This window comes from Sphingobium sp. LB126 (genome assembly GCF_002795205.1).
Classification (GTDB): domain Bacteria; phylum Pseudomonadota; class Alphaproteobacteria; order Sphingomonadales; family Sphingomonadaceae; genus Sphingobium; species Sphingobium chungbukense.
The window spans coordinates 3,073,967-3,098,555 of record NZ_NETV01000001.1; the positions used below are offsets into that span (position 1 = coordinate 3,073,967).

The following is a 24,589-nucleotide window of genomic DNA, read 5'->3' on the forward strand; positions in this document are numbered from 1 at the left end:
GCTTATCAGATGTGCTGCCTGTCAGATATCTTGGGCGATCCGCGCATAAAGTTCCGGCCGCCGGTCGCGGAAGAAGCCCATGCCCGCGCGATGCGTCCTGGCCTGCTCCAGGTCCAGCGTGGCGACCAGCGCGCCATGGTCCTTCGCATCGGCCTCCGCGGCGAAATCGCCCCACTGGTCGGTAATGAAGCTGTGGCCGTAGAATTTCTGCCCGTCCTCCTCGCCGATCCGGTTCGCGGCGATTACCGGCATGCAGTTGCTGACGGCATGGCCGATCATCGCGCGGCGCCACATGCGGCTGGTGTCGAGGTCCGCATCATAGGGCTCGGAACCGATGGCCGTCGGATAGAACAGCATCTCCGCCCCCATCAGCGCCATCACCCGGGCGGTTTCGGGATACCATTGGTCCCAGCATATGCCGACGCCGATGGTGCCGAACTTCGTCGGCCACACCTTGAAGCCCGTATTGCCGGGGCGGAAATAATATTTCTCCTCATAGCCCGGCCCGTCGGGAATATGGCTCTTGCGATAGACGCCCATGATCTCGCCCTCATCGTCGATCATGGCGAGCGAGTTGTAATAATGATGCCCGTCGCGCTCGAAGAAGCTGGTCGGAATATAGACGCCTTCCGCCTTCGCCACCTTGCGCATTTCCTGCACGGCGGGATGCTCGTCGAGCGGCAGGGCGCCCGCGAACAGAGCCTCATCCTCGACCTTGCAGAAATAGGGGCCTTCGAACAGTTCGGGCGGCAGGACGATCTTCGCGCCCCGCGCGGCCGCTTTCACGACATGGCCCGCGACCATGGCGATATTGTCCGCCCGGTCGTCGGAAAAGGCGAGCTGGAGCGCGGCGACGGTGATTTTGGTCATCGATAACACCCTAAAGACGAATGCCCATCCGGGCGGCAATGGCAACTGTGAGGAGATAGAGCAGGATCGTCAGCACGCAACCCGCGATCAGCGCAGGACCAAAGCCAACCCCACGCCGCAGCAGCATCGGGATCAGCAGGAACATCGGCAGGGAGGGGATGACATAATAGAATGTCGCCTCGGCATGGCGCGCCATATTCTCCGCGTCGGGCCGGTCGTTCCACAGCCAGATCATCCCCAGCACCGAAATCAGCGGCAGCGACGCGATCAGCGCGCCCAGCCCCGGATAGCGCCGCGAGACCACCGAGACGATGGCGATGATGATCCCGGAGATCAGCGCCCGCAGCGCTAGCATCGCGCTCATTCAGGCCGACGGCATCTGCTGGCTGCAACAATGGAAGCTGCCGCCACCCGACAGGATCGCATCGCTGCGCAATCCGACAATCTCCCGGCCGGGGAAGAAGGGTTTGAACGCATCCAGAGCCGCCTGATCATTGGGCTGGCCATAGATGGGCACGATGACGGCGGCATTGCCTACATAGAAATTCATGTAGCTCGCCGGAATGATCTCTCCGTCCACGACCACGCGGCCGGGGGAGGGGATCGACGCCACCTCCACGCCGAAGGCCTTGGCCCGCGCCCGCGCATCGGCATAGATCGCCGCATTGGGATCGTCGTCGGTGCTCGCTTCAGGCAAAGCCAGCACGCCCGGCGCCACGAAGCGCGCCAGATTGTCGACATGGCCGTCCGTATGGTCGTTCAGCAGCCCATCGCCCAGCCACAGCATGTCGGAAAGCCCCAGCGATCCGGCCAGCAGGGTTTCGATCTTGCCCCGGTCCAGTTCCGGATTGCGGTTGGGATGGAGCAGGCATTGCTCGGTCGTCACGAACAGCCCGGTGCCGTCGGTATCGACCGCTCCCCCTTCGAACACCCAATGCTGGGTGGAAGTCGGCAGCCCCGTCATCGCCGCCAGCCGCGCCCCGATATCCTCGTCGCCCGGCATCTGATATTTGCCGCCCCAGCCATTGAAGCCGAAATCCACCAGCGCCCGCTCCGCGCCCCGCTTCACCGCGATCGGCGCCGTGTCGCGCAGCCAGACATCGCCCAGCTTCTGCACGACGATGGAGACGCCCGGCGCCACCAGCCCGCGCGCGACTTCCGCATCGCTCTCTTGGGCGCACACCAGCCGCACGTCCTCGCCCTTGCCCCCGGCATGGAGCGCACTGGCGAAATCCGCGATCTGCTGCCGGGCATCGTCGAACGCGCCAGGCCACTCATCGGGATTGGTGGGAAAGCCGATCCAGGTCCAGTCATGCGGCGCCCATTCGGCTGGCATACGGAAAGTCATGGGCTTGGCTCCTGTTTGCGGGGTATCCACCGCGCCCTCTACAGGATCGCGCTACGCATTCCAGAGACATTATGAGGAATGGCTGATTTGGGGTGGGTTGCGGACTGGCCGCTCATGTGTCGATAATGCAACCTACCATAGTGAAGTAGGGGGCATTCATGAGCGTGGCTGTTGGATTGCTCGTTGCGGCTTTGGCCACCAACCCTGACAGATGGATAGACGACTATGGCCGTGCCAGCGCCAAGGCAGTAGTCGGGGAGTGTCTTACAGAGGCACGCCGCGCACTCTCTGATCCCCTGGGCTGTGTGCGCCGCGCATTAGATATCTGTGAAAATGAGCATGGAACCTATCAGAGAGCGATGAACGATTGTGCGACATTTTCCCGTTTGGCGTGGGAAGCTCGGCGCGCGACAGTTGCAAAGCAACTTATGGCCGCGCAACAGGTTTCTGCGAACTTTCATTCGCCAGACCGGCTCATTGCTCTGTTAGCTGAGAGTGAAAAGCACTGGGATGCTTGGAATAGCACTGACTGTGAAATGCAGGCAGCGTTAAGCGAGGGTGGCACTTTCCACCGCTTCGCTCGCGATATGTGCCTATCGGACCACGCGGCCTACCGCACCCTCGAACTTGAAGCACTGGCCGAAGACTGGGGAAAGATTTTCACTGTCGATGGTCTATGACTTGGCTTTTGTGAACGCCTGAAACTTGTCGCCTTAAGACCCCCCACCGATAGGATCATCAACGGGAACCTGGCGCTCATGATGTGTGTCAAATTGGCAACAAGTGGTTTAAAAATCATCCTATTTCTCCAACGAGGCGGAATTCTGCCTGTCCTATTCCGCGCCGCCCGACCTATCTCCGCATCGCTCTTTGAAACGTCCGGCCAATCGCGCCCTCACGCATATGCGCGCGCAGCCACGCGCGCGCATGCAGTGTGAACTTCGGCGCGTGTTTCCCCAAAAAATGGCGGAAAACCGTTACTTCCCCGCCCGGCTCTTGTCACGGATAGCCCGGAACTCGTCGCCCGGCATCCAATTGGGCCAGTCGGTCGTGTTGGCCAGCGCCCGCCCGACATCATAGTAAAGCTTGAGGTCGGCCTTCACGCCGCTCCAGTCCCATTTGGGATCATATTCGTCCTTGGGGCCGTGATAGCGATGCTCCTCATAATCCTTGGCCGCCTTGGCGCCCGCAGCCGGGCCACCCTTCACCAGATCCTGCCCACCCTCGAAATAGAGCATCGGCACGCCATGCTTGGCGAAGCTGAAATGGTCGGAGCGGTAATAGAAGCCCTTTTCCGGTGTGGGCTCCAGACTGGCGACCCGCTTCTGCGCGGCCAGCGCCTTGTCCAGATAAGCGTCGAGCTGCGACTTGCCCTTGCCGATCACGACGACATTCTTCGCGACCCCCGCCATGCTGAGCGCGTCCATATTGACGCCGCCCACCGTCTGTCCCAGCGGGAAGACCGGATGATTGCCATAATAGGCCGACCCCAGCAGCCCCGATTCCTCCGCCGTCACCGCCAGGAAGACCTGGCTGCGATCGGTCGGCCCGGCCTTCATATTCGCCTCCGCCAGGGCCACCAGCGCCGCCGTTCCGGTGGCATTGTCGATGGCGCCATTGCAGATGTCATCCCCGTCCGGTGCCGCCTTGCAATGGCCCAGATGGTCCCAATGCGCGGCATAAAGCACATATTCGTCAGGTCGCGTCTTGCCGGGCAGCAGCGCCACGACATTCTTCGAACTATGCTTGCGAACGGCATTGTCGAAGGAGACGCTGGCCTTCACGCCCTTGAGCGGCATCGCCTTGAATCCGCGCTTCTTCGCCGCCGCCATCAGCGTGTCGAGGTTCAGCCCCGCGCTCGCCATCAGCGCCGCCGCCTTGTCCTTCTGCATCCAGCCGATCGCGGCGGACTGATCGGCATTGCCATTGGCACTGTCCGCGACATGCTGCGCCCCGGTCCAGCTCGACTGCACGACATTCCAGCCATAGGCGGCGGGCACCGTGTCATGCACGATGATCGCCGCCGCCGCACCCTGCCGCGCGGCTTCCTCGAACTTGTAGGTCCAGCGGCCATAATAGGTCATTGCCCGTCCGCTGAACGGTCCGCGCAGCGTCGGGTTCTGATAGTCGGGATCGTTCACCAGGATGACGACCGTCTTGCCCTTCACATTGACGCCGGCATAATCGTTCCACTTCTTCTCCGGCGCGTTGATGCCATAGCCGACGAAGACCACGGGGCTATCCTTGATCTCGATATGCGACTGGCCGGTGCGATAGGTGGCGATGACCATTTCCGGGCCGTAATCCGCGGAAACCACTGTCTTTCCGCCGCTGAAACGGAGCGGCGACACATTCTTCGCATCGATCTCGACCAGCGGCACGTCCTGGAACCAGCTTCCCTTGTTGCCGGGCTTCAGCCCCAGCGCCTCGAACCGCCGGACCAGATAGGAGAGCGTCTTTTCCTCACCCACGGTTCCCGGCGCCCGCCCTTCATAGGCGTCGGAGGAGATTTCCTTCACCACCTCCTTCATCGTGTCGATCGAAGGGCCATCGGCGGATGACGCGGCGGAGGCGGACAGGGCGCAGGACAGCGTGACGAGTGGCAACGTGATCTGGGTGAAGGACAAGCGCATCGGGGGAACCTCGACAGGGGGACCCGTGCGATGATGACACCCCGCGACGGGCCCGGCAAGCATGGGTCGTTGACAGTTTTACGATCGTATATATTTCTGACCCCATTGGGGGGAGTTTTCATGCAATTGAAGTTTCTGAATTATTTGCCATTGGTTGCGCTTGCCGCGCCGGCCCATGCGCAAAGCGATGCCGCCAAGGCATTCGGATCGCGTCCGATCATCGATGTCAGCATCTCGCCGGATGGAAAGTCGCTGGCATTGGTCGAACCGCTGGTCGGGCGCGGTTCGGTCGTATCCGTCGTCCGCGCTGACGGTAGCGCCGAACCCAAGCCGGTGCTCGTGTCGGATGGCAAGGAAGACCGGTTGTTCGGTTGCGCCTGGTCGAGCAACGCCAGGATCGTCTGCAATGCCTATATGATCAGTTTGATCTATGGCGAAAGGCATGGGTGGACGCGGATGCTGGCGGTCGATGCCGACGGCGGCGAACCCAAGATCGTCAGCGCACGTGGCAGTTCCGATCAGTTGGGCTTCGTCCTGGCGGGTGGGGACATTATCGACTGGCTGGGCAAGGATGGAGAGGATACGGTTCTGATGGACCGCTATTATCTGCCGGAAACGACTACGGGCAAGCTGAACGCCGATCAACGCAAGGGGCTTGGGGTTGAGCGGGTGAATACGCACAGCCTGGTCCGCACCGCGGTCGAGCCGCCGCGTGGCAATGCGGTAAACTACATCACCGACGGCCATGGCAATGTCCGCATCATGGTGACGCGTCCGACGACGAATATGGGCTATGGCGGTCATCGCTATGATTATTTCTATCGCAAGAAGGACAGCCGGGAATGGCTGCCGCTTTCGACGCAATCGGTTTCCGGCATCGTCGCCAGCGGGTTCCAGGCCGCTTCTGTCGATCCCGCCCTGGACGTCGTCTATGGCAGCGAGGCGGTGAACGGCCGGGAGGGTATCTATCGCATCAACCTGGACGGCAGCATGAAGAAGGAACTCGTGTTCGAGCAGCCTGGTGTCGATGTCGACGATCTGATCCGCATCGGTCGCCATCGGCGCGTGGTCGGCGTCAGTTGGGTCACGGACCGCCGCCATTCGGTGATGTTCGACCCGGAGCTCAAGAAATTCGCCGCGGCCCTGGCAAAGGCGCTTCCCGATGCGCCGCTCGTCACCTTTGTCGACAGTAGCGAGGATGAGAGCAAGCTGGTCCTGCTGGCCACCAGCGACGTCGATCCCGGCAAATATTATCTGTTCGACAAGCAGACCAGGCAATTGGCAGAGATCGCCCCGATGCAGGCCGCATTAGGGAGCTACAAGCTGTCCCCGGTCCGATCGATCAGCTTTCCGGCGTCGGACGGCACAGCCATTCCCGCCTATCTGACCCTGCCGCCCGGCAGCGATGGCAAGGGGCTGCCGGCGATCGTCATGCCGCATGGCGGTCCCTGGGCGCGGGACGAATGGGGCTTCGACTGGCTGGCCCAGTTTTTCGCGCATCAGGGCTATGCCGTGCTTCAGCCCAATTTCCGTGGTTCGACGGGCTTCGGGACGGAATGGCTGGGCGGCAGCGGGTTCAAATCCTGGCAGCAATCGATCGGGGACATCAACGATGCGGGCAAATGGCTGATCGGGCAGGGCATTGCGGCGCCGTCCCGGCTGGCGATCGTGGGCTGGTCCTATGGCGGCTATGCGGCGCTTCAGTCCGCGGTGGTGGATCCGCAACTCTTCAAGGCGATCGTCGCCATCGCTCCTGTGACGGACCTTGGCGACCTGCAGGCCGAATGGAAAAGCGATCTCAGCCCCAGCACGCTGGAGGCGATGTTCGGTGATCTGTCGGTGGCGCAGGCTGGTTCGCCCGCGCGCCACGCCGATGTCTTCGCCGCGCCGGTCCTTCTGTTCCACGGCGATCTCGACCAGAATGTATCCGTGTCCGAATCCCGCCTGATGGCATCGCGGCTGCGCGGCAAGGGGAAGTCGGTCGAACTGGTCGAATATAAGGGGCTGGACCATCAGTTGGTCGATGGTCAGGTGCGAAGCCAGATGCTCGACCGTGCCGACCGCTTCCTGCGCGACGCCCTTCACCTGTCGCCCGCCAACCCCTGACCGGCAAAAAGAAAGGGGCGGTCCGATGGGACCGCCCCTTTTCCCTGTTTCGATATTCGCCGCCGATCAGCGCGAATAGAATTCGACGACCAGATTGGGTTCCATCTTCACCGGATAGGGCACTTCGTCCAGCGACGGAACGCGGACATAGGTGACCTTGGCGGCGCCATCGGGCGACACATAGTCGGGGATGTCGCGTTCGGGCAGGCTCTGCGCTTCCAGGACCAGCGCCATTTCCTGCGCCTTCTTGCCCAGGGTGATCTCGTCGCCCGGCTTCACCAGACGGCTGGCGATGTTGCACTTCACGCCGTTCACATAGATGTGGCCGTGCGAAACGATCTGGCGGGCCGAGAAGATGGTCGGCGCGAACTTGGCGCGATAGACCACGGCGTCCAGACGGCGCTCGAGCAGGCCGATCAGGTTCTGACCGGTATCACCCTTCATGCGGGCGGCCTCGATGTAGCTCTTCTTGAACTGCTTCTCGGTGATGTTGCCGTAATAGCCCTTCAGCTTCTGCTTGGCGCGCAGCTGGATACCGTAGTCGGACATCTTGCCCTTGCGGCGCTGGCCGTGCTGGCCGGGGCCATATTCACGCTTGTTGACCGGGCTCTTGGGGCGACCCCAGATGTTCTCGCCCATGCGGCGGTCGAGTTTGTACTTCGCGCTGGAACGCTTCGACATATTCCATCCTTCGATTTGCTAACTACGTTGTTCCCGGTCATCGCCTGCTTGCCGCAAGGGGGCAGGGCCACCGCTTCACCGGGATGCGGGGCCAATCGCGAAGCGGCGCCTATGACGAAGCGATGGCGCCATGTCAACCCTCGACAGGGCTTGTTTCCGGGCTTAGTCAGCGGGGCCATGAATCCCGAAAGCTACACCACCATGGCCGAAGTCCGCGCAGGGGTGGACGAAATCGACCGTCAGCTTGTCGCGCTGCTCGACCAGCGCTTCGCCCATATGCGCGCCGCCGCCCGGATCAAGCCGACACGCGCGGCCGTGCGCGACGAGCCCCGCAAGGCTGAGGTCATCGAAAATGTCCGCGCCGAAGCCGAACGGCTCGGTGCCCCCGCCGACGTGATGGCCGAGTTGTGGGATCGATTGGTCGAAGCTTCGATCGCTTATGAGATGGCGGCGTTCGACAGCCTCAAGGGCTGACGTGCGCGAGGGCAGGAGCCCTGGCCCATCGTTCGACCTTTAGCGCGCTCGCGGATTGCCCAGAGCCGACAGGACGCCGCGCAAGGTCCGCACCTCCAGATGGTTCCAGCCCGGCTTGGTCAGCAGGTTGCGCAATGTCCGCTTGGTTGCGGGCGCACGGTCGGGCGGGAAGAAATAGCCGGCGCCTTCGAGCAATGTCTCGAACTGCCCGATCATCCCCTCCAGTTCCGCCTGTGGCGCCGGTTCGCCCAGATCGACCACGGTCGGCTGCTCCAGCCCGGCCTGTTTCGACCATTCATAGGCGCACAGGATCACCGCCTGCGCCAGATTGAGCGACCCGAATTCGGGATTGATCGGCACGGTCAGGATCTTGCGGGCGAGCGCCACATCCTCGGTCTCCAGCCCCGACCGTTCCGGCCCGAACACATAGGCGCAGCGCCCGGAAGCGGCATGGATTTCCCTTGCGGCCTCGTCCGGCGTCACGACCGGCTTGGTCACGCCCCGCTTGCGCACCGTCGTCGCATAGACATGGGCGCAATCGGCCACCGCATCGGCCAGCGTCTCGAAAACCTCGGCCTTGTCCAGCACCACATCGGCACCAGCCGCGGAAGGCCCCGCATCGGGATTGGGCCAGCCATCCCGTGGAGATACCAGCCGCATTTCGGTCAGTCCGAAATTCAGCATGGCCCGCGCCGCCTTGCCGATATTCTCGCCGAGCTGGGGCCGAACCAGAACGATGACGGGCGGCGGGGCCGCAGCCTCAGTCACTGCCGACTTCCTTCACGGTCGAGGCGAAATCCTCGAAATCCCGCGCGTCGGTGAAATCCTTGTAGACGCTGGCGAAGCGGATATAGGCGACGCTGTCGAGGCGTTTCAGCCCCTCCATCACCATCTCGCCGATCGCCCGCGCCGGGACTTCGCCGTCGCCGCTGGTTTCCAATTGCCGCTGGATGCCGGAGATCAGCTTTTCCAGACGGCTGGGATCGATCGGCCGTTTCCGGCAGGCAATCCCGATGGAGCGCGCCAGCTTGTCGCGGTCGAACGCTTCCTTGCGCCCCTCGCTCTTCACCACCCAGATGTCGCGAAGCTGTATCCGCTCGAATGTGGTGAAGCGCGCGCCGCAGGCTTCGCACTGCCGCCGGCGGCGGATGGCGGCGCCATCCTCCGTCGGGCGGCTGTCCTTCACCTGACTGTCGTCATGGGCACAGAAAGGGCAGCGCAAGCGGTCTTACCCTTCGTAGATCGGGAAACGGGCGCAGAGGGCCGACACGCGCTCGCGCACATTGGCTTCCACGGCGGCGTCGCCATGCTCACCATGATCGCGCAGCCCTTCCAGAACGTCCGCGATCATGTCGCCAATGGCTTCAAATTCCGCCACTCCGAACCCGCGCGTCGTTCCCGCGGGGGAACCCACGCGGATACCGCTGGTCTTGGTCGGCGGCAACGGGTCGCCCGGCACGCCATTCTTGTTGCAGGTGATGAAGCTGCGCTCCAGCGCCTCGTCCGCATCCTTGCCCGAAATGCCATAGGGGCGCAGGTCGATCAGCGCCAGATGCGTGTCGGTGCCGCCGGACACCACGGCCAAGCCGCGCTGCTCCAGCTTGCCCGCCAGCGCCTGGGCATTGGTGACGATCGCCTGGGCATAGGTCTTGAATTCGGGACGCAGCGCCTCGCCGAAAGCCACCGCCTTGGCGGCGATCACATGCATCAGCGGCCCGCCCTGAAGGCCGGGGAACACCGCCGAATTGATCTTCTTCGCGATGGCTTCGTCATCGGTCAGGATCATGCCGCCACGCGGACCGCGCAGGGTCTTGTGCGTGGTGGTGGTCACGACATGGGCATGGCCGAAGGGGGTGGGATGCGCGCCACCGGCCACTAGCCCTGCAAAATGCGCCATGTCGACCATCAGCAGCGCGCCCACCTTGTCCGCGATCGCGCGGAACCGCGCGAAGTCGAGGTGACGCGGGTAGGCCGAACCGCCAGCGATGATCAGGGTCGGCTTGGCCTCGATCGCCTGCGCTTCCAGAGCGTCATAATCGATGACATGCGTGTCCTCGCGCACGCCATATTGCACGGCATTATACCATTTGCCCGACAGCGCGGGCTTGGCGCCATGCGTCAGGTGGCCACCGGCGTCGAGCGACAGGCCCATGATGGTGTCGCCCGGCTTGGTCAGCGCCAGCATCACCGCGCCGTTCGCCTGCGCGCCCGAATGGGGCTGCACATTGACGAAGCCGCAATTGAAGATCTGCTTCGCACGGTCGATGGCGAGCTGCTCGACCTCATCCGACGGCGCGCAGCCCTGATAATAGCGCTTGCCCGGATAGCCCTCGGCGTACTTGTTGGTGAAGACCGAACCCTGCGCCTCCAGCACCGCCTTCGAAACGATATTTTCCGAGGCGATCAGCTCGATCTGGTTCTGTTCGCGCTTCAGTTCCTTGGTCACGCCCGCGAAGACCGCCGGATCGGCATCGGCCAGGCTGCGCGTGAAATAGCCTTCCGAACGGATTTCGGACAGGGGGGAGAGGGTGGCTGTGCTCATGCAAAGTCTCCTTACAGCGCAGGCTGGGACAGTTTCTCGACGCGGCCAGCATGGCGGCCACCGCCGAATTCGGTGGAAAGAAAGGCGGCGACGCAGGCCTTGGCCATGTCCACGCCAGTCAGGCGCGCGCCCAGGGCAAGGACGTTGGCGTCATTATGCTCGCGGGAAAGCGCCGCCGACAGAGGTTCCGAAACCAGTGCGCAACGACAGGCGGGGTTGCGGTTGACGGCGATCGAAATACCGATCCCCGATCCACACAGCGCAATGCCACGCTCGGCGGCGCCCGATGCTATGGCTGTCGCCAGTTTGTAACCGAAATCGGGATAATCCACGCGGTCCGCGGTTGCCGGACCCAGGTCATCGACCTCATGGCCTTCGGAGCGCAGCCAGTCTGCGAGTTCCGCCTTCAGATCGACGGCGGCGTGATCGGAAGCGAGGGCTATTTTCACGGCTAAGTTGTCCTGTCACGCAAAAGGTGATTCGTTCTCGCGCCTATTAGGGGGTGCGCTGCAATATTGCCACCGTCCACCTGCCAACCTATGGCCTGCCTCATGGCAGGCACGATTTTATCCATATTGATGCTGGCGGGCATGGCGCTGACCGGCGGCGGCATCTATGCCGTCGTGAAGAAACGCGACCGCAAGCGTGGTACATTGATGATCGTCGCGGGGCTGGTGATGTTCGCCAATGTCGCCATCACCGCCATTCCCGGCCCGGATCTTCCCATGCTGGAAAACGGCGGCCGTTAAACCCGGAGTGCCAAGGCGGTCAGCAGATCGGTCTGGGTGATGAGGCCGCGCAGCATCCGGTCGTCATCCACCACGATCGCCTCGCGCCGCTTTCCACCCGTCAAGGGACGCAGCAGAGCCGCCACCGGCGTATCGACATGCACGACATAAGGTGCCGAAGCGATGTCACGCGCGCGCTCACCCTGTCGTGCGAGGTCCAGCGGGCCCACCACGCCATGCACGCGCCCGCCATTGTCCAGCACCGGCAAGGACAGCAGCCGCCGGTCATGGAGCAATTCCCGCACCTCGGCCACCGGCTGGCCTTCCCGTACGGAGATCACGTCGCGCGACATGATCTCGCCGCAACGCAGCCGGCCATGGGTCCGCTCGGCTGCGCGCATCTCCGCATCGTGCAGGACGGCCTGTAAGTCGGCGGCATCGACGTCCAGTGCCTCGCCATAGGCGCGCAGTGCTTCCTCGACATCCTGCTCCGACGGCGTGCGCAGCAGGGGAGCGGGGTCGCTCGTGTCGTGGGGACTGGGCGCCTTCGACACGATATGGGGGTAATTATGCCCCACCATGCGATGGAACAGGATCGCAACGGCCACGAGCAGCGCCGTGTTCACCGCCACCGGTATGAAGGCGAACAGGTAGCTTGGCGCGCCATGGGTGGCGCCCAGCACCGTCGATAGCGCAATCGCGCCGCCCGGGGGATGAAGGCAACGGAAGAGCGACATGGCTCCAATCGCGAATCCGACCGCCAGCGCGGCCGCGATCGTCGGATCGGAGATCAGCTTCGCCACGGTGATCCCAGCCAATGCCGATACCACATTGCCGCCAAGGACCGGCCAGGGCTGGGCCAGCGGACTGGCTGGAACAGCGAAGAGCAGCACGGCCGAAGCGCCCATCGGCGCCACCAGCAGCGGATGGGCGATCCCGTTCCCCAGCATCAATCCGCAGAGCAGGCCGGTGACGGCGATCCCGCCAATGGCTCCGCTCGCCGCCTTCAACCGGTCCAGAAAGCCCGGCCCTGCCGGTGCAGGAATGAAGGCGCTGTAATAGCGGCTCCAGATCAGGCGGACGTCATTCTTTGGTTCGCTCATGCCGGGCGCCGCTAAGGCGGCTGATCTTTCAGGCCAAGCGCGAATTTTCTTCGGCGCTTCAATATCTGCTTGCCGCGCCGCAAAAGAAAAGGGGCCGCCGCAGCAGCCCCTCATTCTCTTAAATCCCGGCCGAACTCAACGGATCGGCGAATCCGGCGACAACCGCATGTCGAGATAATTGTCGACCGACTTCATCAACTGCTCCAGCTCATGCTCGAAAAAGTGGTTCGCGCCACGGATTTCGTCATGATGGATGGTGATGCCCTTCTGGGTGCGCAGCTTGTCGACCAGCTTCTGCACGGCGCTGGCGGTCACGACCTCGTCGGCCGTCCCCTGCACGATGATGCCCGAGGAAGGGCAGGGCGCCAGGAAGGAGAAGTCATACATGTTCGCCGGCGGCGCGACCGAGATGAAGCCCCGGATTTCCGGCCGCCGCATCAGCAACTGCATGCCGATCCACGCGCCGAAGGAGAAGCCGGCGATCCATGTCGTCTGCGCCTCCGGATGGAAGCTCTGCACCCAATCGAGCGCGGCGGCGGCATCGGACAGTTCGCCAATGCCGTTGTCGAACGTGCCCTGGCTGCGCCCTACGCCGCGGAAGTTGAACCGCAGCACCGCGAAACCGCGCCGCACGAAGGTCTTATAGAGCGCCTGGGTGATGCGGTCGTTCATCGTGCCGCCACCCTGGGGGTGGGGATGCAGGATCATCGCGACCGGTGCGCGGGGGCGGGGCGGGGGACTGAAGCGGCCTTCGAGGCGACCTTCGGGACCGGGAAAGATTACGTCGGGCATGGCACCTGTTATGGTTCTGGGCGGCCCAACCCCAAAACAGGGCGAGCCGCGAATGGAGACGGCGCAGCATCATATGCTGGCGCTGCGCGACAGACCGCCTATATAGAAGTCGCCACCATTTCCGCAATCAATGAGTGTTTCTTGGGCCGCACTTCCGACCGTCTCTATCTGGATCATGCCGCCACCACGCCCATCTTGCCCCAGGCGAAGGCCGCGATGGTCGCGGCGCTGGAAAGCTGGTCCAACCCCTCCAGCCCGCATGGCGACGGCAGGGCCGCCCGCGCCGCGCTGGAGGATGCCCGCCGCCGGATCGGCGGTGCGCTGGGGTGGGACGGGCCGATCATCTTCACCTCCGGCGCCAGCGAAGCCATCGCCATCGGCCTGACCCGCGCCAAGGCGAAGCGCATCCTGACCTCGCCGGTGGAACATGATTCGGTCCTGCGCGTCACCCCACGAGCCGAAAGGCTGAACGTGACGGCGGAAGGCCGCATCGCCTTCGGTCGCCCTTTGGATGAGGCACTGTTCGCTGTCCAGCACGTCAACAACGAAACCGGCGTCATCCAGCCCCTGAAGGAAATGGATCGTCAGGGCACGATCCTCTTTGCCGACTGCGCGCAGAGCGCCGCCAAGCTCCCGCTCCCCGACGCCGATATGATCGCCATCAGCGCGCACAAGTTCGGCGGTCCTCCGGGCATAGGCGCGCTGCTGATCAAGGATCTCGCCCTCATCCATGCCAGCGGCGGTCAGGAACAGGGCTATCGCGCAGGCACCGAGAATCTTCCGGCCGTTCTCGCCATGGCCGCGGCGCTCGAAGCCCGCACCGACTGGCTTCCCCGGGCCGCTGCCCTCCGCGCCAGACTCGATGCCGCGATCGAAGCGTCGGGCGGCCAGATCGTCGCCCGTGATGCACCGCGCATCCCGACCATCGCCAGCTACCGTATGCCCGGCGTCTCCGCGCGCGCCCAACTCATCCAGTTCGATCTTGTGGGCATTTCCGTCTCGGCGGGCAGCGCCTGTTCCTCCGGCTCGCTCAAGACCAGCCACGTGCTCCACGCCATGGGCTGGGACGAAGCGCAGGCGGGCGAAGTCATCCGCGTCAGTTTCGGCCCCGGCACCTGCGAAGCCGACATGGATCGCTTCATCGCCCAATGGACCCGCATGGCGGCCCGCGCCCGATGACCATCTATCTCGATTATCAGGCGACCACGCCTCTTGCGCCCGAAGCCTTTGACGCCATGGTCCCGCTGCTCCGCGACCAGTTCGCCAACCCCCACAGCCCGCACCGCCTGGGCCGTGCCGTCACCGCGCAGGTGGAAATCGCCCGCGCCGAAATCCTCAAGCTCCTGCCCGAAGGCGGCCGTCTCCTCTTCACCTCCGGCGCCACCGAGGCGCTGAACATGGCGATCCAGGGCGCCCCGCCCGGCGGCATCGTCACCATCGCGACGGAACATGCCGCCGTCCTCGACACGGTCGAGGCACAGGGCAGGGCAGGGCGCGACATCACCATCCTCCCCGTGGGCACCGACGGCCTCGTCGACCTGGACGAAGCCGCCAGGGCCATCCGCCCCGGCGTGGCGCTGGTCGCGGCGATGCTGGTGAACAATGAGATCGGTGTCATCCAGCCCATCGCCGAGCTCGCGGACCTCGCGCATAGGGCGGGCGCGCTGTTCCTGTGCGACGCGGTGCAGGGCTATGGCCGCGTGCCCATCCCGGACTCATGCGACATGATCGCGATCAGTGCCCACAAGATCCATGGGCCCAAGGGCATTGGCGCGCTCTGGTTGCGGGATGGCGTGACCCTGACCCCCATCATCCATGGCGGCGGACAGGAAGGGGGCCTGCGTTCGGGCACCCTGTCGCCTGCCCTCTGCGCGGGTTTCGGCGCTGCCGCCCGCCTGATGCGCGAGCGCGCGGAAACCGACGGCGCCCATGTCGAATCGCTCTGGACAGCCGCCCGCGCCCTCTTTTCCCGATGGACGCTCAACGGCAGCGCGGATCGGCGCTATCATGGCAATCTGAACCTCCGCCGGGCGGGAGTCGACGGCGCAAGATTGCTCTCCGATTGCCGCAATGTCGCTTTTTCGCTTGGCAGCGCTTGCGCAAGTGGGTCCGGGCGGCCTAGCCATGTGCTTCGCGCACTCGGCCTGTCAGACGCCGAGGCGCGTGGATCGGTGCGAATCGGCTTCGGCCGGTATACGACGCTGGCCGAACTGGAGGATGCAGCAGGGATAGTGAATGAGGCAGCCGAAAGGTCGGCGCCGTAAATCGGGGAACGTCGCACCATGACCAGGGTAGTCTTCATCAGTGCGGATGGAGAGCATAAGCAGGAAGTCGAAGCGCCGGCGGGATCGGTCCTGCTGGATGTCGCCCAGGCGGCCGGCCAACCGCTGGAAGGTACCTGCGAAGGGCAGATGGCCTGCTCCACCTGCCATGTGATCGTCGATGCCGCCGATTTCGCGAAGCTCAAGAAGGCCAGCGAGGATGAGGAAGATATGCTCGACCTCGCCGCCGCCGCAACCCGCACCAGTCGCCTGTCCTGCCAGATCGTGCTGGATGAGAAGCTTGAAAGCCTGACGGTCCGCATTCCCGGCGAATTCAACAATATGCAGGGGATGTGAATTTTGCCCAAGCGCCTGATTCTCGCGTCCCTGCTGCTCGCGGCCTCGGCGTCGGCGCAGCAGGAAACCCCGCGCCAGTCGCTTCTGCCGCCCGCGCCGCGTTACATGGTCAGCGAATCGGCGATGAAATCCGTTCGCAATCCCAAGGAGATCGAGGCCGAAACCGGCGGCCGCCTGGGCGTGGCGCTGGTCGACAGCAAGGGGGCGCTGATCCTGGGCTTCAACCGGGATGAGCGCTTTGCCATGTGCTCGACCTTCAAGGCGCCGCTCGCCGCCGCCGTCCTGACAGGCGCGGAAGGCGGCAAATTCGGGCTCGAAGGCCAGATCAGCTTCACCAAGGCCGACCTCCTCGACTATGCCCCGGTCGTCAGGAAGAACGCCAAGCGCGGCCGCATGTCGATGGAGGAGCTGGCCGCCGCCGCGGTGGAAGTCAGCGACAACAGTGCCGCGAACCTGCTGCTCCCGATGATCGGCGGCCCTGAAGGCCTCACCCGATATGTCCGCGCCCACGGCGATATGGTGACGCGCCTCGACCGCACCGAGCCGGCTCTCAATGAAAATGCCGAGGGTGACGAGCGCGACACCACCAGCCCCGCCGCCATGGCGGGCCTGATGGGCCGCCTGATCTTCCGTGATCTGAAGCCGGAAAGCGCCGAAAAGCTGCGCGGCTGGCTCAATGCCAGCACGACCGGCGGCAACCGCATCAAGGCGGGCCTTCCCAAGGACTGGATTTCCGGCAGCAAGACCGGAAGCTGCGGTACGGCCTATAATGACGTCGCCCTGGTGAAGGCCCCTTCGGGAGAGGAATATATCCTCGCCATCTATCTCGACCGGCCCACCGTCGATGCCAAGGCGGCCGAGGCAGCGATCGCCGAAACCGCCCGCGCAGCCCTGGATTTCGTTGGAAAGGCGCAGAAAACGGGACTCGAATGAAATCCGCCTCGCCGGAAGTCGATCTTCTAGGCCCTTGCCTTCCCTTGCACCTTTCGCCATATGCCGCGCCGGGAGTCGGGCGGACGTAGTCGTCGCGAACCTGGTCAGGTCCTGACGGAAGCAGCCACAGTGATTTCGCTGCGGGTCGTTCCGGCTCCCACCTCCACATGATCGCGGCGTCGGCCGGTCGCATCCGGCAGCGAAACAAATCCCGCCCTTCAAAGGCTTTCCGGCTTCGACAGCCTCGCTCCAAGCCGCTAGACTGACCGAATGTCCGATTCACCCCAGCCCTATCGCGTCCTCGCGCGCAAATACCGCCCGCGCAATTTCCGCGAACTGATCGGGCAGGATGCCATGGTCCAGACACTGGGCAATGCCATCCGTCGCGGGCGCCTGGCCCATGCCTTCCTGATGACGGGCGTGCGCGGGGTGGGCAAGACCTCCACCGCCCGCCTGATCGCCAAGGCGCTGAATTGCATTGGCCCGGACGGGCAGGGCGGTCCCACGATCGATCCCTGCGGGGTCTGTGAACCCTGCATGGCGATCGCCGAAGGCCGCCACATCGACGTGGTGGAGATGGACGCCGCCAGCCATACCGGCGTCGACGACGTGCGCGAGATCATCGAGGCAGTGCGCTATGCCGCCGTCTCGGCCCGCTACAAGATCTACATCATCGACGAAGTCCACATGCTGTCCAAGAACGCGTTCAACGCGCTCCTGAAGACGCTGGAGGAACCCCCCGCGCATGTGAAATTCCTGTTCGCCACGACCGAAGTGAACAAGGTGCCGGTGACTGTCCTGTCGCGTTGCCAGCGCTTCGACCTGCGCCGCATCCCGGCGGAACTGCTGGCTTCCCACTTCGCCCATGTGGTCGAGGCGGAATCGGTCGCCGCCGAGCCCGATGCGCTGGCCCTGATCGCGCAGGCCGCCGAAGGCTCCGCCCGCGACGGCCTCTCGATCCTCGACCAGGCGATCGCCCATGCGGAAATGGGCGAAGGCGCGCCCATGGTCACCGCTGCTCAGGTCCGCGAGATGCTGGGCCTGTCCGATCGCGGATCGACCCGCCGTCTGCTGGGGCTCTTGCTGGAGGGTGACACCGGCGCACTGCTCGGTGCCGTCCGCGACCAATATGCGCTGGGCGTCGAGCCGCTGTCGTTGATGCGCGGGCTGCTCGAACTGGTCCATGCCGTCACGCTGGTCAAGGCGGGGCGCGACATCGCCAATCCTGGCCAGTCCGCCGAGGAACGCGAAGCGCTGGCCGACTGGGCATCACAATTGGGTTTCCCGCCGTTGCACCGCCTCTGGCAGCTTCTGCTCAAGGGCCATGACGAGGTCGCGAGCGCCGCGCTCCCGATCGAAAGCTGTGAAATGGCGCTGCTGCGCGTGATGCACGCGGCGACCATGCCCGATCCGGGCGAGATCGCCCGCCTGCTGCGCGAAGGTGTTCCTGCTGCCACCGCCGGTCAGGCGCCCGCAGCGGCGGCGACGTCAGGCGCGCCTGCCACCCAACTCCCCGCCAGCTTCGAGCAACTGATCGAAGCCTTCTGGCAGCGCGGCAAGGGCCAGCTCGCGCAGGAACTGCATGATTGTGTCGGCGTTGTCCGTTATGCCCCTCCGGAACTGGACTATGTGCCGGCGCCTTCGCTGCCGTCGGATTTCGCCGGACGACTGGCTCCGGCCCTGCGCGAGGTCACCGGAACGGCCTGGCGCGTCACTCCGGTCGAAGGCCCCGCCGCGCCGACCCTGCTGGAACAGGAGATGCGCAAGGCGGCGGAGACCCGCGCGGACATCATGGAAACCCCGGTGGTCAAGGCGGCGATGGCCGCTTTCCCCGATGCCGAGCTCAGCGATGAGCTTGAACAATGGAGTGCAGAGCAATGAAGGATCTGAACGAAATATTGGGCATGGCGAGCCGCGTGCAGGAGGAACTGCAACGCGCGCAGGACAATCTCGACAAGATCGAGGTGGAGGGCGCGGCAGGCGGCGGCCTGGTGAAGGTCCGGGCTTCGGCCAAGGGGCGCATCACCGGCGTTTCCATCGACGACAGCCTGTTGGCCGTGTCGGAAAAGCAGATGCTGGAGGACCTGATCGCCGCAGCCTTCAACGATGCGCGGAAAAAGGCCGATGAAGTTTCCAGCGCCGAAATGGGCAAGATGACCGCCGGATTGCCGCTGCCCCCCGGCTTCAAGCTGCCTTTCTGATCAAAACTGTGGCAGATCAGCCCTTATTCATCATTCCGGATCGATAAGGCATGATTGAACCATGCGACGAGCATCCCCATAAAGGCGATGAACCGCATGACTGGGTGGAATGAACACCCCGGAGAGTGAATGACTACGCAATATCCCCTTCTTCCCCTGCGCGACATCGTCGTCTTCCCGCAGATGATCGTGCCGCTGTTCGTAGGCCGCGACAAAAGCGTGTCCGCGCTCGAATCGGCGATGGAAGGCGACAAGGAAATCTTCCTCGTTTCCCAGCTCGACCCCGCAGAGGATGATCCGGGTCAGGATTCGCTCTACGATACCGGCGTCATAGCCGTGGTCCTGCAATTGCTGAAGCTGCCCGACGGCACGGTCCGCGTGCTGGTGGAGGGCAAGCAGCGCGCCCGGCTTGGCGGCATCGCCAATGCCGATGGCCATATGGTTGCCGATGTGACCGAGGTCGAGGAACTGGCCGCCGAAGGGCCGGAAGCCGCCGCGCTGATGCGTTCGGTGGCCGAGCAGTTCGAAAATTACGCCAAGCTCAACAAGAAGCTGCCCGCCGAAACGCCGGTGCAGTTGCGCGAGATCGAGGATGCGGGCCGCCTGGCCGACGCGATCGCCGCCAATATCAACGTCAAGGTGGCCGACAAGCAGTCGCTGCTGGTCGAAGCCGATCCGGTCAAGCGGCTGGAGATGGTCTTCGCCTTCATGGAGGGCGAACTGGGGGTACTCCAGGTCGAAAAGAAGATTCGCGGCCGCGTGAAGCGGCAGATGGAAAAGACCCAGCGCGAATATTATCTGAACGAGCAGTTGAAGGCGATCCAGCGCGAGCTGGGCAATGGCGAAGGCGAGGAAGGCGACGAACTTGCCGAACTGACCGAAAAGATCGCCAAGGCCAAGCTCAGCAAGGAAGCCCGCGCCAAGGCGACGGCGGAGCTCAAGAAGCTCAAGGGCATGCAGCCCATGTCCGCCGAAGCGACGGTCGTGCGCAACTATCTCGACGTGCTGCTCGGCCTGCCCTGGGGCAAGAAGGGCAAGGTCAAGACCGACCTCAAAAAGGCGCAGGCGATCCTGGACGAGGATCATTTCGCGCTGGAGAAGGTCAAGGACCGGATCATCGAATATCTGGCCGTTCAGGCGCGCACCAACAAGCTGAAGGGGCCGATCCTGTGCCTCGTCGGCCCTCCGGGCGTCGGCAAGACCTCGCTTGGCCGCAGCATCGCGAAAGCCACGGGCCGCGAATTCGTACGCCAGTCGCTGGGCGGCGTGCGCGACGAAGCGGAAATCCGCGGCCACCGCCGGACCTATATCGGCTCGCTGCCCGGCAAGATCGTGACCAACCTCAAGAAGGCCGGGACGATGAACCCGCTCTTCCTGCTGGATGAGATCGACAAGCTGGGTCAGGATTTCCGGGGCGATCCGGCTTCCGCGCTGCTGGAGGTGCTGGACCCCGAACAGAACAGCAAGTTCCAGGATCATTATCTGGAGATCGATGTCGATCTTTCGGACGTGATGTTCGTGACGACCGCCAACTCGCTGAATTTGCCGCAGCCCTTGCTCGATCGCATGGAGATCATCCGGCTCGAGGGCTATACCGAGGATGAGAAGGTCGAGATCGCCCAGCGGCACCTGCTGCCCAAGCAGATCGACGCCCATGGCCTCAAGGAAGGCGAGTTCGAAGTCACCGAGGAAGCGGTCCGCGACCTCATCCGCTATTATACCCGCGAAGCCGGCGTCCGCACGCTGGAGCGGGAGGTGGCGCGCCTCGCCCGAAAGGCGCTGCGCAAGATCCTCGAAGGCGCCTATGCGAAGGTGACGATCACGCCGGAAAATCTGGCGGACTATGCCGGCGTGCGGAAATTCCGCCACGGTGTGGGCGAGGAGGAGCATCAGATCGGTGCGGTGACGGGCTTGGCGTGGACCGAGGTGGGCGGCGAACTGCTGACCATCGAGGCGGTGACCGTGCCCGGCAAGGGCGCGATCAGGACCACCGGCAAGCTGGGCGAGGTCATGAACGAGTCCGTTCAGGCGGCCTTCTCCTACGTGAAGGCGCGCTCGCCCGGTTACGGGATCAAGCCCAGCATCTTCACCCGCAAGGACATCCACATCCATCTTCCCGAAGGCGCGGTGCCCAAGGACGGTCCGTCGGCGGGCATCGGCATGGTGACGACCATCGTGTCGACGCTGACCGGCATCCCTGTTCACAAGGATGTGGCGATGACCGGCGAAGTCACGCTGCGCGGGCGGGTGCTGCCGATCGGCGGCCTCAAGGAAAAGCTCCTCGCGGCGCTGCGCGGCGGTATCAAGACAGTGCTGATCCCGCAGGAAAATGAGAAGGACCTCGCCGAGATCCCGGCCAATATCAAGGAAGGGCTGGAGATCGTTCCGGTGTCCCATGTCGATGAGGTGCTGGCCCGCGCGCTGATCTCCAAGCCGGAGGCGATCGCCTGGACGGAGGAAGACGATCTCGCTGCCCAACCCAGTCCGGCGCAGGGCCGGGATGGGGAAGCCTCCATCCGGCATTGATCTGGGTGATGAAAGCGGCGTTCGGCGGTTGTTCGACGAGGTTTTGGCTTAAAATCTTGTCTGAGTAGCCGCTGACGCCGCTTTCCCTTTGACAAGCCCCGAAAGCTGGGCCTTATTGCCGCGCCTACGCCGCGATTCCTAAACTTATCCAACCAGCTAGAAGGGGGTTCCCAAGGCATGAACAAGCAGGATCTTATCGGCGCGGTCGCTGAAAGCAGCGGCCTGAGCAAGAGCGACGCTAGCAAGGCCGTCGAAGGCGTTTTCGACGCGATCACCGGGGCGCTCAAGAAGGGCGACGAAGTTCGCCTGGTCGGTTTCGGCACCTTTTCAGTTTCGCAGCGCAAGGCCTCTACCGGCCGCAATCCGCGCACCGGCGAGACCATGACGATCAAGGCTTCGGCCCAGCCCAAGTTCAAGGCCGGCAAGGGCCTGAAGGACTCGGTTAACTAAGAGTTTCAAGGGCGCTCTTCTGCACGGGCGCCCTTGCCAGTTTCCAGAGCCGGCATCGCGGTTGGCGAAAGTTTTACGGAGAGAATGGCGCAGCAGCAGGGAGTTGAGAATCCCGTGGCGCGCGCTGATTTGAAGGGTTGGAAAAGGGGGGAGGGCGCCCAGCTCTTCGCCCCTTTTCTTTTTTATTTTTGCCTCGCGCCATTTTCTCCGATCAGGCCGCTTGACGGCGGGGTATGGGCCGCATATGTGGCCCTTCTCTCGGGGCAAACGCCCCTGTGGCGATCGTAGCTCAGTTGGTTAGAGCGCCGGTTTGTGGTACCGGAGGTCGCGGGTTCGGATCCCGTCGATCGCCCCATTTTCTCTCTTATCCCTTGATAATCAGGGCTTCGCATGAAGCCCGGCGCGCTCTATAGCGCCTCCATGGATGATGCGCGCGACATGGGGCTGACCCTCAATCCCAAATATGACAGGGACGGCCTGATCACCGCCGTCGTGACCGATGTGGACAGCGGCGAGGTGTTGATGGTCGCGCACATGAATGCGCAGGCGTTGAAGCTGACCGTCGACACGGGCCTTGCCCATTTCTGGTCGCGCAGCCGCCAATCGCTCTGGAAGAAGGGTGAGACCTCCGGCCACATGCTGCAAGTCCGCGATCTCCGCATCGATTGCGATCAGGATGCGGTCTGGGTGAAGGCGGTCCCGGCCGGTCCCACCTGCCACACCGGGGCGCGTTCCTGCTTCTTCCGCCACATCGGCCCGGACGGCCTGACGCCGGTTGAGCCGAGCGCCGATGCGGCTGACTAGCCTTTGCGCGCTGTTCCTGCTCGCGGCATGCCAGCGCGAAGCTGCGTCTCCTGAGCGGCATGAAACGGGCGTCCAGACCAGTTCGGGGCTCGAACGCGCGGCCATCGAAACCGGCGTGATCGCCGATGCCGCGAAAATCCCGGCCATCGGCCTCTACCAACGCACCCATGAGGCGGGCCGCGACGCCCTCTGCGTGATCCCGGCGAAGAATGGCGACTATCGTTTCGGCCTGGAAGCAACCTTCGGCGAGGATCAAAGCTGCGTGGGCAGGGGATCGGCGCGCCGCGCGGGCGACAAGTTGATCCTCAGCTTTTCCCGCAGCGATCATTGCATCGTGGTGGCCCAATATGACGGCGACCAGATATCGCTGCCCGGCGTGGTCGACATGAAATGCGCGGATGTCTGCAAGGGTCGGGGGACGCTGGAAGGCGTCAGCTTCCCGCGCGTGACGAGCGATGTCGCATCCGCCTTGCAGCTACGCGACAGCAGCGGCGGTCCACTCTGCCAGGCCGATTAACCGGAAGCGGGCTGCCATCTATTCGCAGGGAACGGTCGCCAGTCGCATCGACCGCTGATGCAGGCCCAGTGTGAACAGGAAGATCGCCAGCCCGCCCAATGCCAGCGCCGCGCCGATCCACCCGGTCGAGGTCAGCCCATAGCCCGCAGCGATCGCCATCCCCCCGAGCCAGGGCCCCAGCGCATTGGCGAGATTGAAGGCGGCATGATGCGCTGCCGCCGCCAGCGTCTGCGCATCCCCCGCCACGTCCATCAGCCGCGTCTGCAACACGCTGCCCAGACCGCCGCCAGCGCCGATCAGGAAGATCACCAGTGACAGGCTCCAGATATTCCCCGCCATCAGCGGGAATAGCGCCAGCGATCCGGCGCTCCACAGCAGCACGATGATGGCTGTCCGGCTCTGCGCCCGGTCCGCCGCCCAGGCCGCGACCAGATTGCCGATCGTCAGGCCGATACCGAACACCGCCAGCACCAGCGGCACCAGCCGCTCCGACACATGGGTCACGGAAATCATGGTGGACGCGACATAGGTGTAGACCGCGAACAACCCGCCGAAACCGATCGCCCCGGTCAGCAGCGTCAGCACCACCTGCGGTTCCCTGAAGGCGCCCAGTTCCCGCATCGGGCTGGCCTGCGGATCGCCGGCATCGCGCGGCGCGTAGAGCGCCACCAGCGTCATGGTGATCACCGCCAGCAGCGCGACGACGCCGAAGCCCCAGCGCCATCCCAGCGCCTGTCCCAGCCAGTTCGCCACCGGAACGCCGATCACGGTCGCGACGGTGAGGCCGGTCATGACCCGCGCCACCGCCAGCGCGCGCCGGTCACTGGGCACCAGGGACGCGGCGACCAAAGCCGCCACGCCGAAATAGGCGCCATGGGGCAGGCCGCTCAGGAAGCGGAAGATCAGCATGGTCGTGTAGTCGGGCGAAAGGGCGCTGAGGCCATTGCCGATCGCGAACAGGGCCATCAGCCCGATCAAGAGCGTCCGTCGCGGCAGCCGTGCGCCCAGCACGGCGATGACCGGCGCGCCGACCACCACGCCCAATGCATAGGCGCTGATGGCATGGCCCGCCATCGGCTCGCTGATCCGCAGGTCGCCCGCGAAAAAGGGCAGCAGGCTCATCGCCGCAAATTCGGTCGTGCCGATGGCGAAGGCGCCCATGGCGAGCGCAAGAATGACGAGAGCGGGGTGAACCGCACGATCGGCCTGCGCCATCGGCTGCTCCATGTTGCGATGCGATAGGGGTTAAGGCCTGCACATGAT

General features: G+C 64.1%; 25 protein-coding genes, 1 tRNA gene, 1 other RNA gene and 1 pseudogene. 16 read left to right on the forward strand and 12 right to left on the reverse strand.

Features of this window, described 5'->3' with window-relative positions; all coding sequences use genetic code 11:
* Positions 1-21: 21 nt before the first annotated feature.
* From aguB to CAF53_RS15060, 3 genes are read right to left on the reverse strand one after another with little or no spacing between them, the layout of a single operon-like run.
* Positions 22-870, reverse strand: a complete 849-nt coding sequence (aguB, locus tag CAF53_RS15050) for an N-carbamoylputrescine amidase (RefSeq protein ID WP_100238500.1) — start codon at positions 868-870, stop codon at positions 22-24.
* 10 nt (positions 871-880) lie between these two features.
* Positions 881-1,234, reverse strand: coding sequence for a DUF3147 family protein (locus CAF53_RS15055; RefSeq protein ID WP_046762743.1), 354 nt, complete (start codon positions 1,232-1,234; stop codon positions 881-883).
* Positions 1,235-2,218, reverse strand: coding sequence for an agmatine deiminase family protein (locus CAF53_RS15060; protein ID WP_100238501.1), 984 nt, complete (start codon positions 2,216-2,218; stop codon positions 1,235-1,237).
* 158 nt (positions 2,219-2,376) lie between these two features.
* Between CAF53_RS15060 and CAF53_RS15065 the strand changes: the two genes are divergently transcribed.
* On the forward strand, positions 2,377-2,898 hold the full coding sequence (locus CAF53_RS15065) for a lysozyme inhibitor LprI family protein (RefSeq protein WP_100238502.1): 522 nt from the start codon (positions 2,377-2,379) through the stop codon (positions 2,896-2,898).
* Between the two features lie 297 nt (positions 2,899-3,195).
* On the opposite strand, the gene CAF53_RS15070 is transcribed toward CAF53_RS15065, so the two are convergent.
* Positions 3,196-4,851, reverse strand: coding sequence for a M28 family metallopeptidase (locus tag CAF53_RS15070; RefSeq protein ID WP_100238503.1), 1,656 nt, complete (start codon positions 4,849-4,851; stop codon positions 3,196-3,198).
* 120 nt (positions 4,852-4,971) lie between these two features.
* Here CAF53_RS15070 and CAF53_RS15075 point away from each other — a divergent pair, with 120 nt between their 5' ends.
* Positions 4,972-6,957, forward strand: coding sequence for an alpha/beta fold hydrolase (locus CAF53_RS15075; RefSeq protein WP_100238504.1), 1,986 nt, complete (start codon positions 4,972-4,974; stop codon positions 6,955-6,957).
* A gap of 66 nt (positions 6,958-7,023) precedes the next feature.
* On the opposite strand, the gene rpsD is transcribed toward CAF53_RS15075, so the two are convergent.
* Positions 7,024-7,638 carry a 30S ribosomal protein S4 gene (gene rpsD, locus CAF53_RS15080; protein ID WP_100238505.1) on the reverse strand — a complete coding sequence of 205 codons (615 nt, stop codon included), beginning with the start codon at positions 7,636-7,638 and terminating at the stop codon, positions 7,024-7,026.
* Positions 7,639-7,815: 177 nt separating this feature from the next.
* On the opposite strand from rpsD, the gene CAF53_RS15085 reads away from it, so the two are divergent.
* Entirely contained in the window at positions 7,816-8,112 is a 297-nt protein-coding gene (locus tag CAF53_RS15085) for a chorismate mutase (RefSeq protein ID WP_100238506.1), read from the forward strand.
* Between the two features lie 39 nt (positions 8,113-8,151).
* Here CAF53_RS15085 and CAF53_RS15090 read toward each other — a convergent pair.
* The 4 genes and pseudogenes from CAF53_RS15090 to rpiB form a co-directional block, all read right to left on the reverse strand.
* Positions 8,152-8,862, reverse strand: a pseudogene (locus CAF53_RS15090) (RNA methyltransferase); the annotation flags it as partial.
* Between the two features lie 10 nt (positions 8,863-8,872).
* Entirely contained in the window at positions 8,873-9,334 is a 462-nt protein-coding gene (gene nrdR / locus CAF53_RS15095; protein WP_013040447.1) for a transcriptional regulator NrdR, read from the reverse strand.
* Between the two features lie 6 nt (positions 9,335-9,340).
* Positions 9,341-10,654 carry a serine hydroxymethyltransferase gene (glyA, locus tag CAF53_RS15100; RefSeq protein ID WP_100238508.1) on the reverse strand — a complete coding sequence of 438 codons (1,314 nt, stop codon included), beginning with the start codon at positions 10,652-10,654 and terminating at the stop codon, positions 9,341-9,343.
* Between the two features lie 11 nt (positions 10,655-10,665).
* Positions 10,666-11,103 (reverse strand): ribose 5-phosphate isomerase B, encoded by a 438-nt coding sequence (rpiB, locus tag CAF53_RS15105; RefSeq protein ID WP_100238509.1) that lies wholly within the window; start codon positions 11,101-11,103, stop codon positions 10,666-10,668.
* 102 nt (positions 11,104-11,205) lie between these two features.
* Here rpiB and CAF53_RS15110 point away from each other — a divergent pair, with 102 nt between their 5' ends.
* Positions 11,206-11,403: a hypothetical protein gene (locus CAF53_RS15110; protein WP_046763248.1), complete on the forward strand. Its 198-nt coding sequence runs from the start codon at positions 11,206-11,208 to the stop codon at positions 11,401-11,403.
* Here CAF53_RS15110 and CAF53_RS15115 read toward each other — a convergent pair.
* A complete protein-coding gene (locus CAF53_RS15115) occupies positions 11,400-12,485 on the reverse strand; it encodes an HPP family protein (RefSeq protein WP_046762751.1) in 1,086 nt (361 codons plus the stop codon). The genes CAF53_RS15110 and CAF53_RS15115 overlap by 4 nt on opposite strands.
* A gap of 135 nt (positions 12,486-12,620) precedes the next feature.
* Positions 12,621-13,277 carry an alpha/beta hydrolase gene (locus CAF53_RS15120; protein WP_046762752.1) on the reverse strand — a complete coding sequence of 219 codons (657 nt, stop codon included), beginning with the start codon at positions 13,275-13,277 and terminating at the stop codon, positions 12,621-12,623.
* Between the two features lie 141 nt (positions 13,278-13,418).
* Between CAF53_RS15120 and CAF53_RS15125 the strand changes: the two genes are divergently transcribed.
* The 12 genes from CAF53_RS15125 to CAF53_RS15185 all read left to right on the forward strand — a co-directional run bounded on the left by CAF53_RS15125 (position 13,419) and on the right by CAF53_RS15185 (position 23,326).
* Positions 13,419-14,456: an aminotransferase class V-fold PLP-dependent enzyme gene (locus CAF53_RS15125; protein ID WP_100238510.1), complete on the forward strand. Its 1,038-nt coding sequence runs from the start codon at positions 13,419-13,421 to the stop codon at positions 14,454-14,456.
* Complete coding sequence (locus CAF53_RS15130) at positions 14,453-15,541, forward strand: cysteine desulfurase family protein (protein WP_100238844.1); 1,089 nt, start codon at positions 14,453-14,455, stop codon at positions 15,539-15,541. The genes CAF53_RS15125 and CAF53_RS15130 overlap by 4 nt, the downstream gene beginning before the upstream one ends.
* A gap of 18 nt (positions 15,542-15,559) precedes the next feature.
* A complete protein-coding gene (locus CAF53_RS15135) occupies positions 15,560-15,895 on the forward strand; it encodes a 2Fe-2S iron-sulfur cluster-binding protein (protein WP_046762755.1) in 336 nt (111 codons plus the stop codon).
* 18 nt (positions 15,896-15,913) lie between these two features.
* Positions 15,914-16,828, forward strand: a complete 915-nt coding sequence (gene blaSGM, locus CAF53_RS15140) for an SGM family class A beta-lactamase (RefSeq protein WP_242443484.1) — start codon at positions 15,914-15,916, stop codon at positions 16,826-16,828.
* 67 nt (positions 16,829-16,895) lie between these two features.
* An RNA gene (gene ffs / locus CAF53_RS15145) (signal recognition particle sRNA small type) lies at positions 16,896-16,993 on the forward strand.
* A gap of 105 nt (positions 16,994-17,098) precedes the next feature.
* Positions 17,099-18,709: a DNA polymerase III subunit gamma/tau gene (locus CAF53_RS15150; RefSeq protein WP_100238512.1), complete on the forward strand. Its 1,611-nt coding sequence runs from the start codon at positions 17,099-17,101 to the stop codon at positions 18,707-18,709.
* The gene (locus tag CAF53_RS15155; RefSeq protein ID WP_046762757.1) at positions 18,706-19,029 is read left to right on the forward strand and encodes a YbaB/EbfC family nucleoid-associated protein; all 324 of its coding nucleotides are present in this window, start codon (positions 18,706-18,708) and stop codon (positions 19,027-19,029) included. Before CAF53_RS15150 ends, CAF53_RS15155 begins: the two co-directional genes overlap by 4 nt.
* A 129-nt stretch (positions 19,030-19,158) precedes the next feature.
* Positions 19,159-21,555, forward strand: a complete 2,397-nt coding sequence (gene lon, locus CAF53_RS15160; RefSeq protein ID WP_046762758.1) for an endopeptidase La — start codon at positions 19,159-19,161, stop codon at positions 21,553-21,555.
* Positions 21,556-21,732: 177 nt separating this feature from the next.
* Positions 21,733-22,005: an HU family DNA-binding protein gene (locus tag CAF53_RS15165; protein ID WP_013846598.1), complete on the forward strand. Its 273-nt coding sequence runs from the start codon at positions 21,733-21,735 to the stop codon at positions 22,003-22,005.
* 278 nt (positions 22,006-22,283) lie between these two features.
* Positions 22,284-22,360 (forward strand) — tRNA-His (locus tag CAF53_RS15175).
* Between the two features lie 65 nt (positions 22,361-22,425).
* Entirely contained in the window at positions 22,426-22,809 is a 384-nt protein-coding gene (hisI, locus tag CAF53_RS15180) for a phosphoribosyl-AMP cyclohydrolase (RefSeq protein WP_046763249.1), read from the forward strand.
* Positions 22,796-23,326 carry a hypothetical protein gene (locus CAF53_RS15185; protein ID WP_046762759.1) on the forward strand — a complete coding sequence of 177 codons (531 nt, stop codon included), beginning with the start codon at positions 22,796-22,798 and terminating at the stop codon, positions 23,324-23,326. The genes hisI and CAF53_RS15185 overlap by 14 nt, the downstream gene beginning before the upstream one ends.
* An 18-nt stretch (positions 23,327-23,344) precedes the next feature.
* Here the strand turns inward: CAF53_RS15185 and CAF53_RS15190 are convergent, their stop codons facing one another.
* Entirely contained in the window at positions 23,345-24,541 is a 1,197-nt protein-coding gene (locus CAF53_RS15190; protein WP_084733060.1) for an MFS transporter, read from the reverse strand.
* Positions 24,542-24,589 lie beyond the last annotated feature (48 nt).

Coding starts and splice junctions, on each gene's coding strand:
- aguB (WP_100238500.1), bottom strand. CDS start 870: ATGACCAAAATCACCGTCGCCGCGCTCCAGCTCGCCTTTTCCGACGAC.
- CAF53_RS15055 (WP_046762743.1), bottom strand. CDS start 1,234: ATGAGCGCGATGCTAGCGCTGCGGGCGCTGATCTCCGGGATCATCATC.
- CAF53_RS15060 (WP_100238501.1), bottom strand. CDS start 2,218: ATGACTTTCCGTATGCCAGCCGAATGGGCGCCGCATGACTGGACCTGG.
- CAF53_RS15065 (WP_100238502.1), top strand. CDS start 2,377: ATGAGCGTGGCTGTTGGATTGCTCGTTGCGGCTTTGGCCACCAACCCT.
- CAF53_RS15070 (WP_100238503.1), bottom strand. CDS start 4,851: ATGCGCTTGTCCTTCACCCAGATCACGTTGCCACTCGTCACGCTGTCC.
- CAF53_RS15075 (WP_100238504.1), top strand. CDS start 4,972: ATGCAATTGAAGTTTCTGAATTATTTGCCATTGGTTGCGCTTGCCGCG.
- rpsD (WP_100238505.1), bottom strand. CDS start 7,638: ATGTCGAAGCGTTCCAGCGCGAAGTACAAACTCGACCGCCGCATGGGC.
- CAF53_RS15085 (WP_100238506.1), top strand. CDS start 7,816: ATGAATCCCGAAAGCTACACCACCATGGCCGAAGTCCGCGCAGGGGTG.
- glyA (WP_100238508.1), bottom strand. CDS start 10,654: ATGAGCACAGCCACCCTCTCCCCCCTGTCCGAAATCCGTTCGGAAGGC.
- CAF53_RS15110 (WP_046763248.1), top strand. CDS start 11,206: ATGGCAGGCACGATTTTATCCATATTGATGCTGGCGGGCATGGCGCTG.
- CAF53_RS15115 (WP_046762751.1), bottom strand. CDS start 12,485: ATGAGCGAACCAAAGAATGACGTCCGCCTGATCTGGAGCCGCTATTAC.
- CAF53_RS15120 (WP_046762752.1), bottom strand. CDS start 13,277: ATGCCCGACGTAATCTTTCCCGGTCCCGAAGGTCGCCTCGAAGGCCGC.
- CAF53_RS15130 (WP_100238844.1), top strand. CDS start 14,453: ATGACCATCTATCTCGATTATCAGGCGACCACGCCTCTTGCGCCCGAA.
- CAF53_RS15135 (WP_046762755.1), top strand. CDS start 15,560: ATGACCAGGGTAGTCTTCATCAGTGCGGATGGAGAGCATAAGCAGGAA.
- CAF53_RS15150 (WP_100238512.1), top strand. CDS start 17,099: ATGTCCGATTCACCCCAGCCCTATCGCGTCCTCGCGCGCAAATACCGC.
- CAF53_RS15155 (WP_046762757.1), top strand. CDS start 18,706: ATGAAGGATCTGAACGAAATATTGGGCATGGCGAGCCGCGTGCAGGAG.
- lon (WP_046762758.1), top strand. CDS start 19,159: ATGACTACGCAATATCCCCTTCTTCCCCTGCGCGACATCGTCGTCTTC.
- CAF53_RS15165 (WP_013846598.1), top strand. CDS start 21,733: ATGAACAAGCAGGATCTTATCGGCGCGGTCGCTGAAAGCAGCGGCCTG.
- hisI (WP_046763249.1), top strand. CDS start 22,426: ATGGATGATGCGCGCGACATGGGGCTGACCCTCAATCCCAAATATGAC.
- CAF53_RS15185 (WP_046762759.1), top strand. CDS start 22,796: ATGCGGCTGACTAGCCTTTGCGCGCTGTTCCTGCTCGCGGCATGCCAG.
- CAF53_RS15190 (WP_084733060.1), bottom strand. CDS start 24,541: ATGGCGCAGGCCGATCGTGCGGTTCACCCCGCTCTCGTCATTCTTGCG.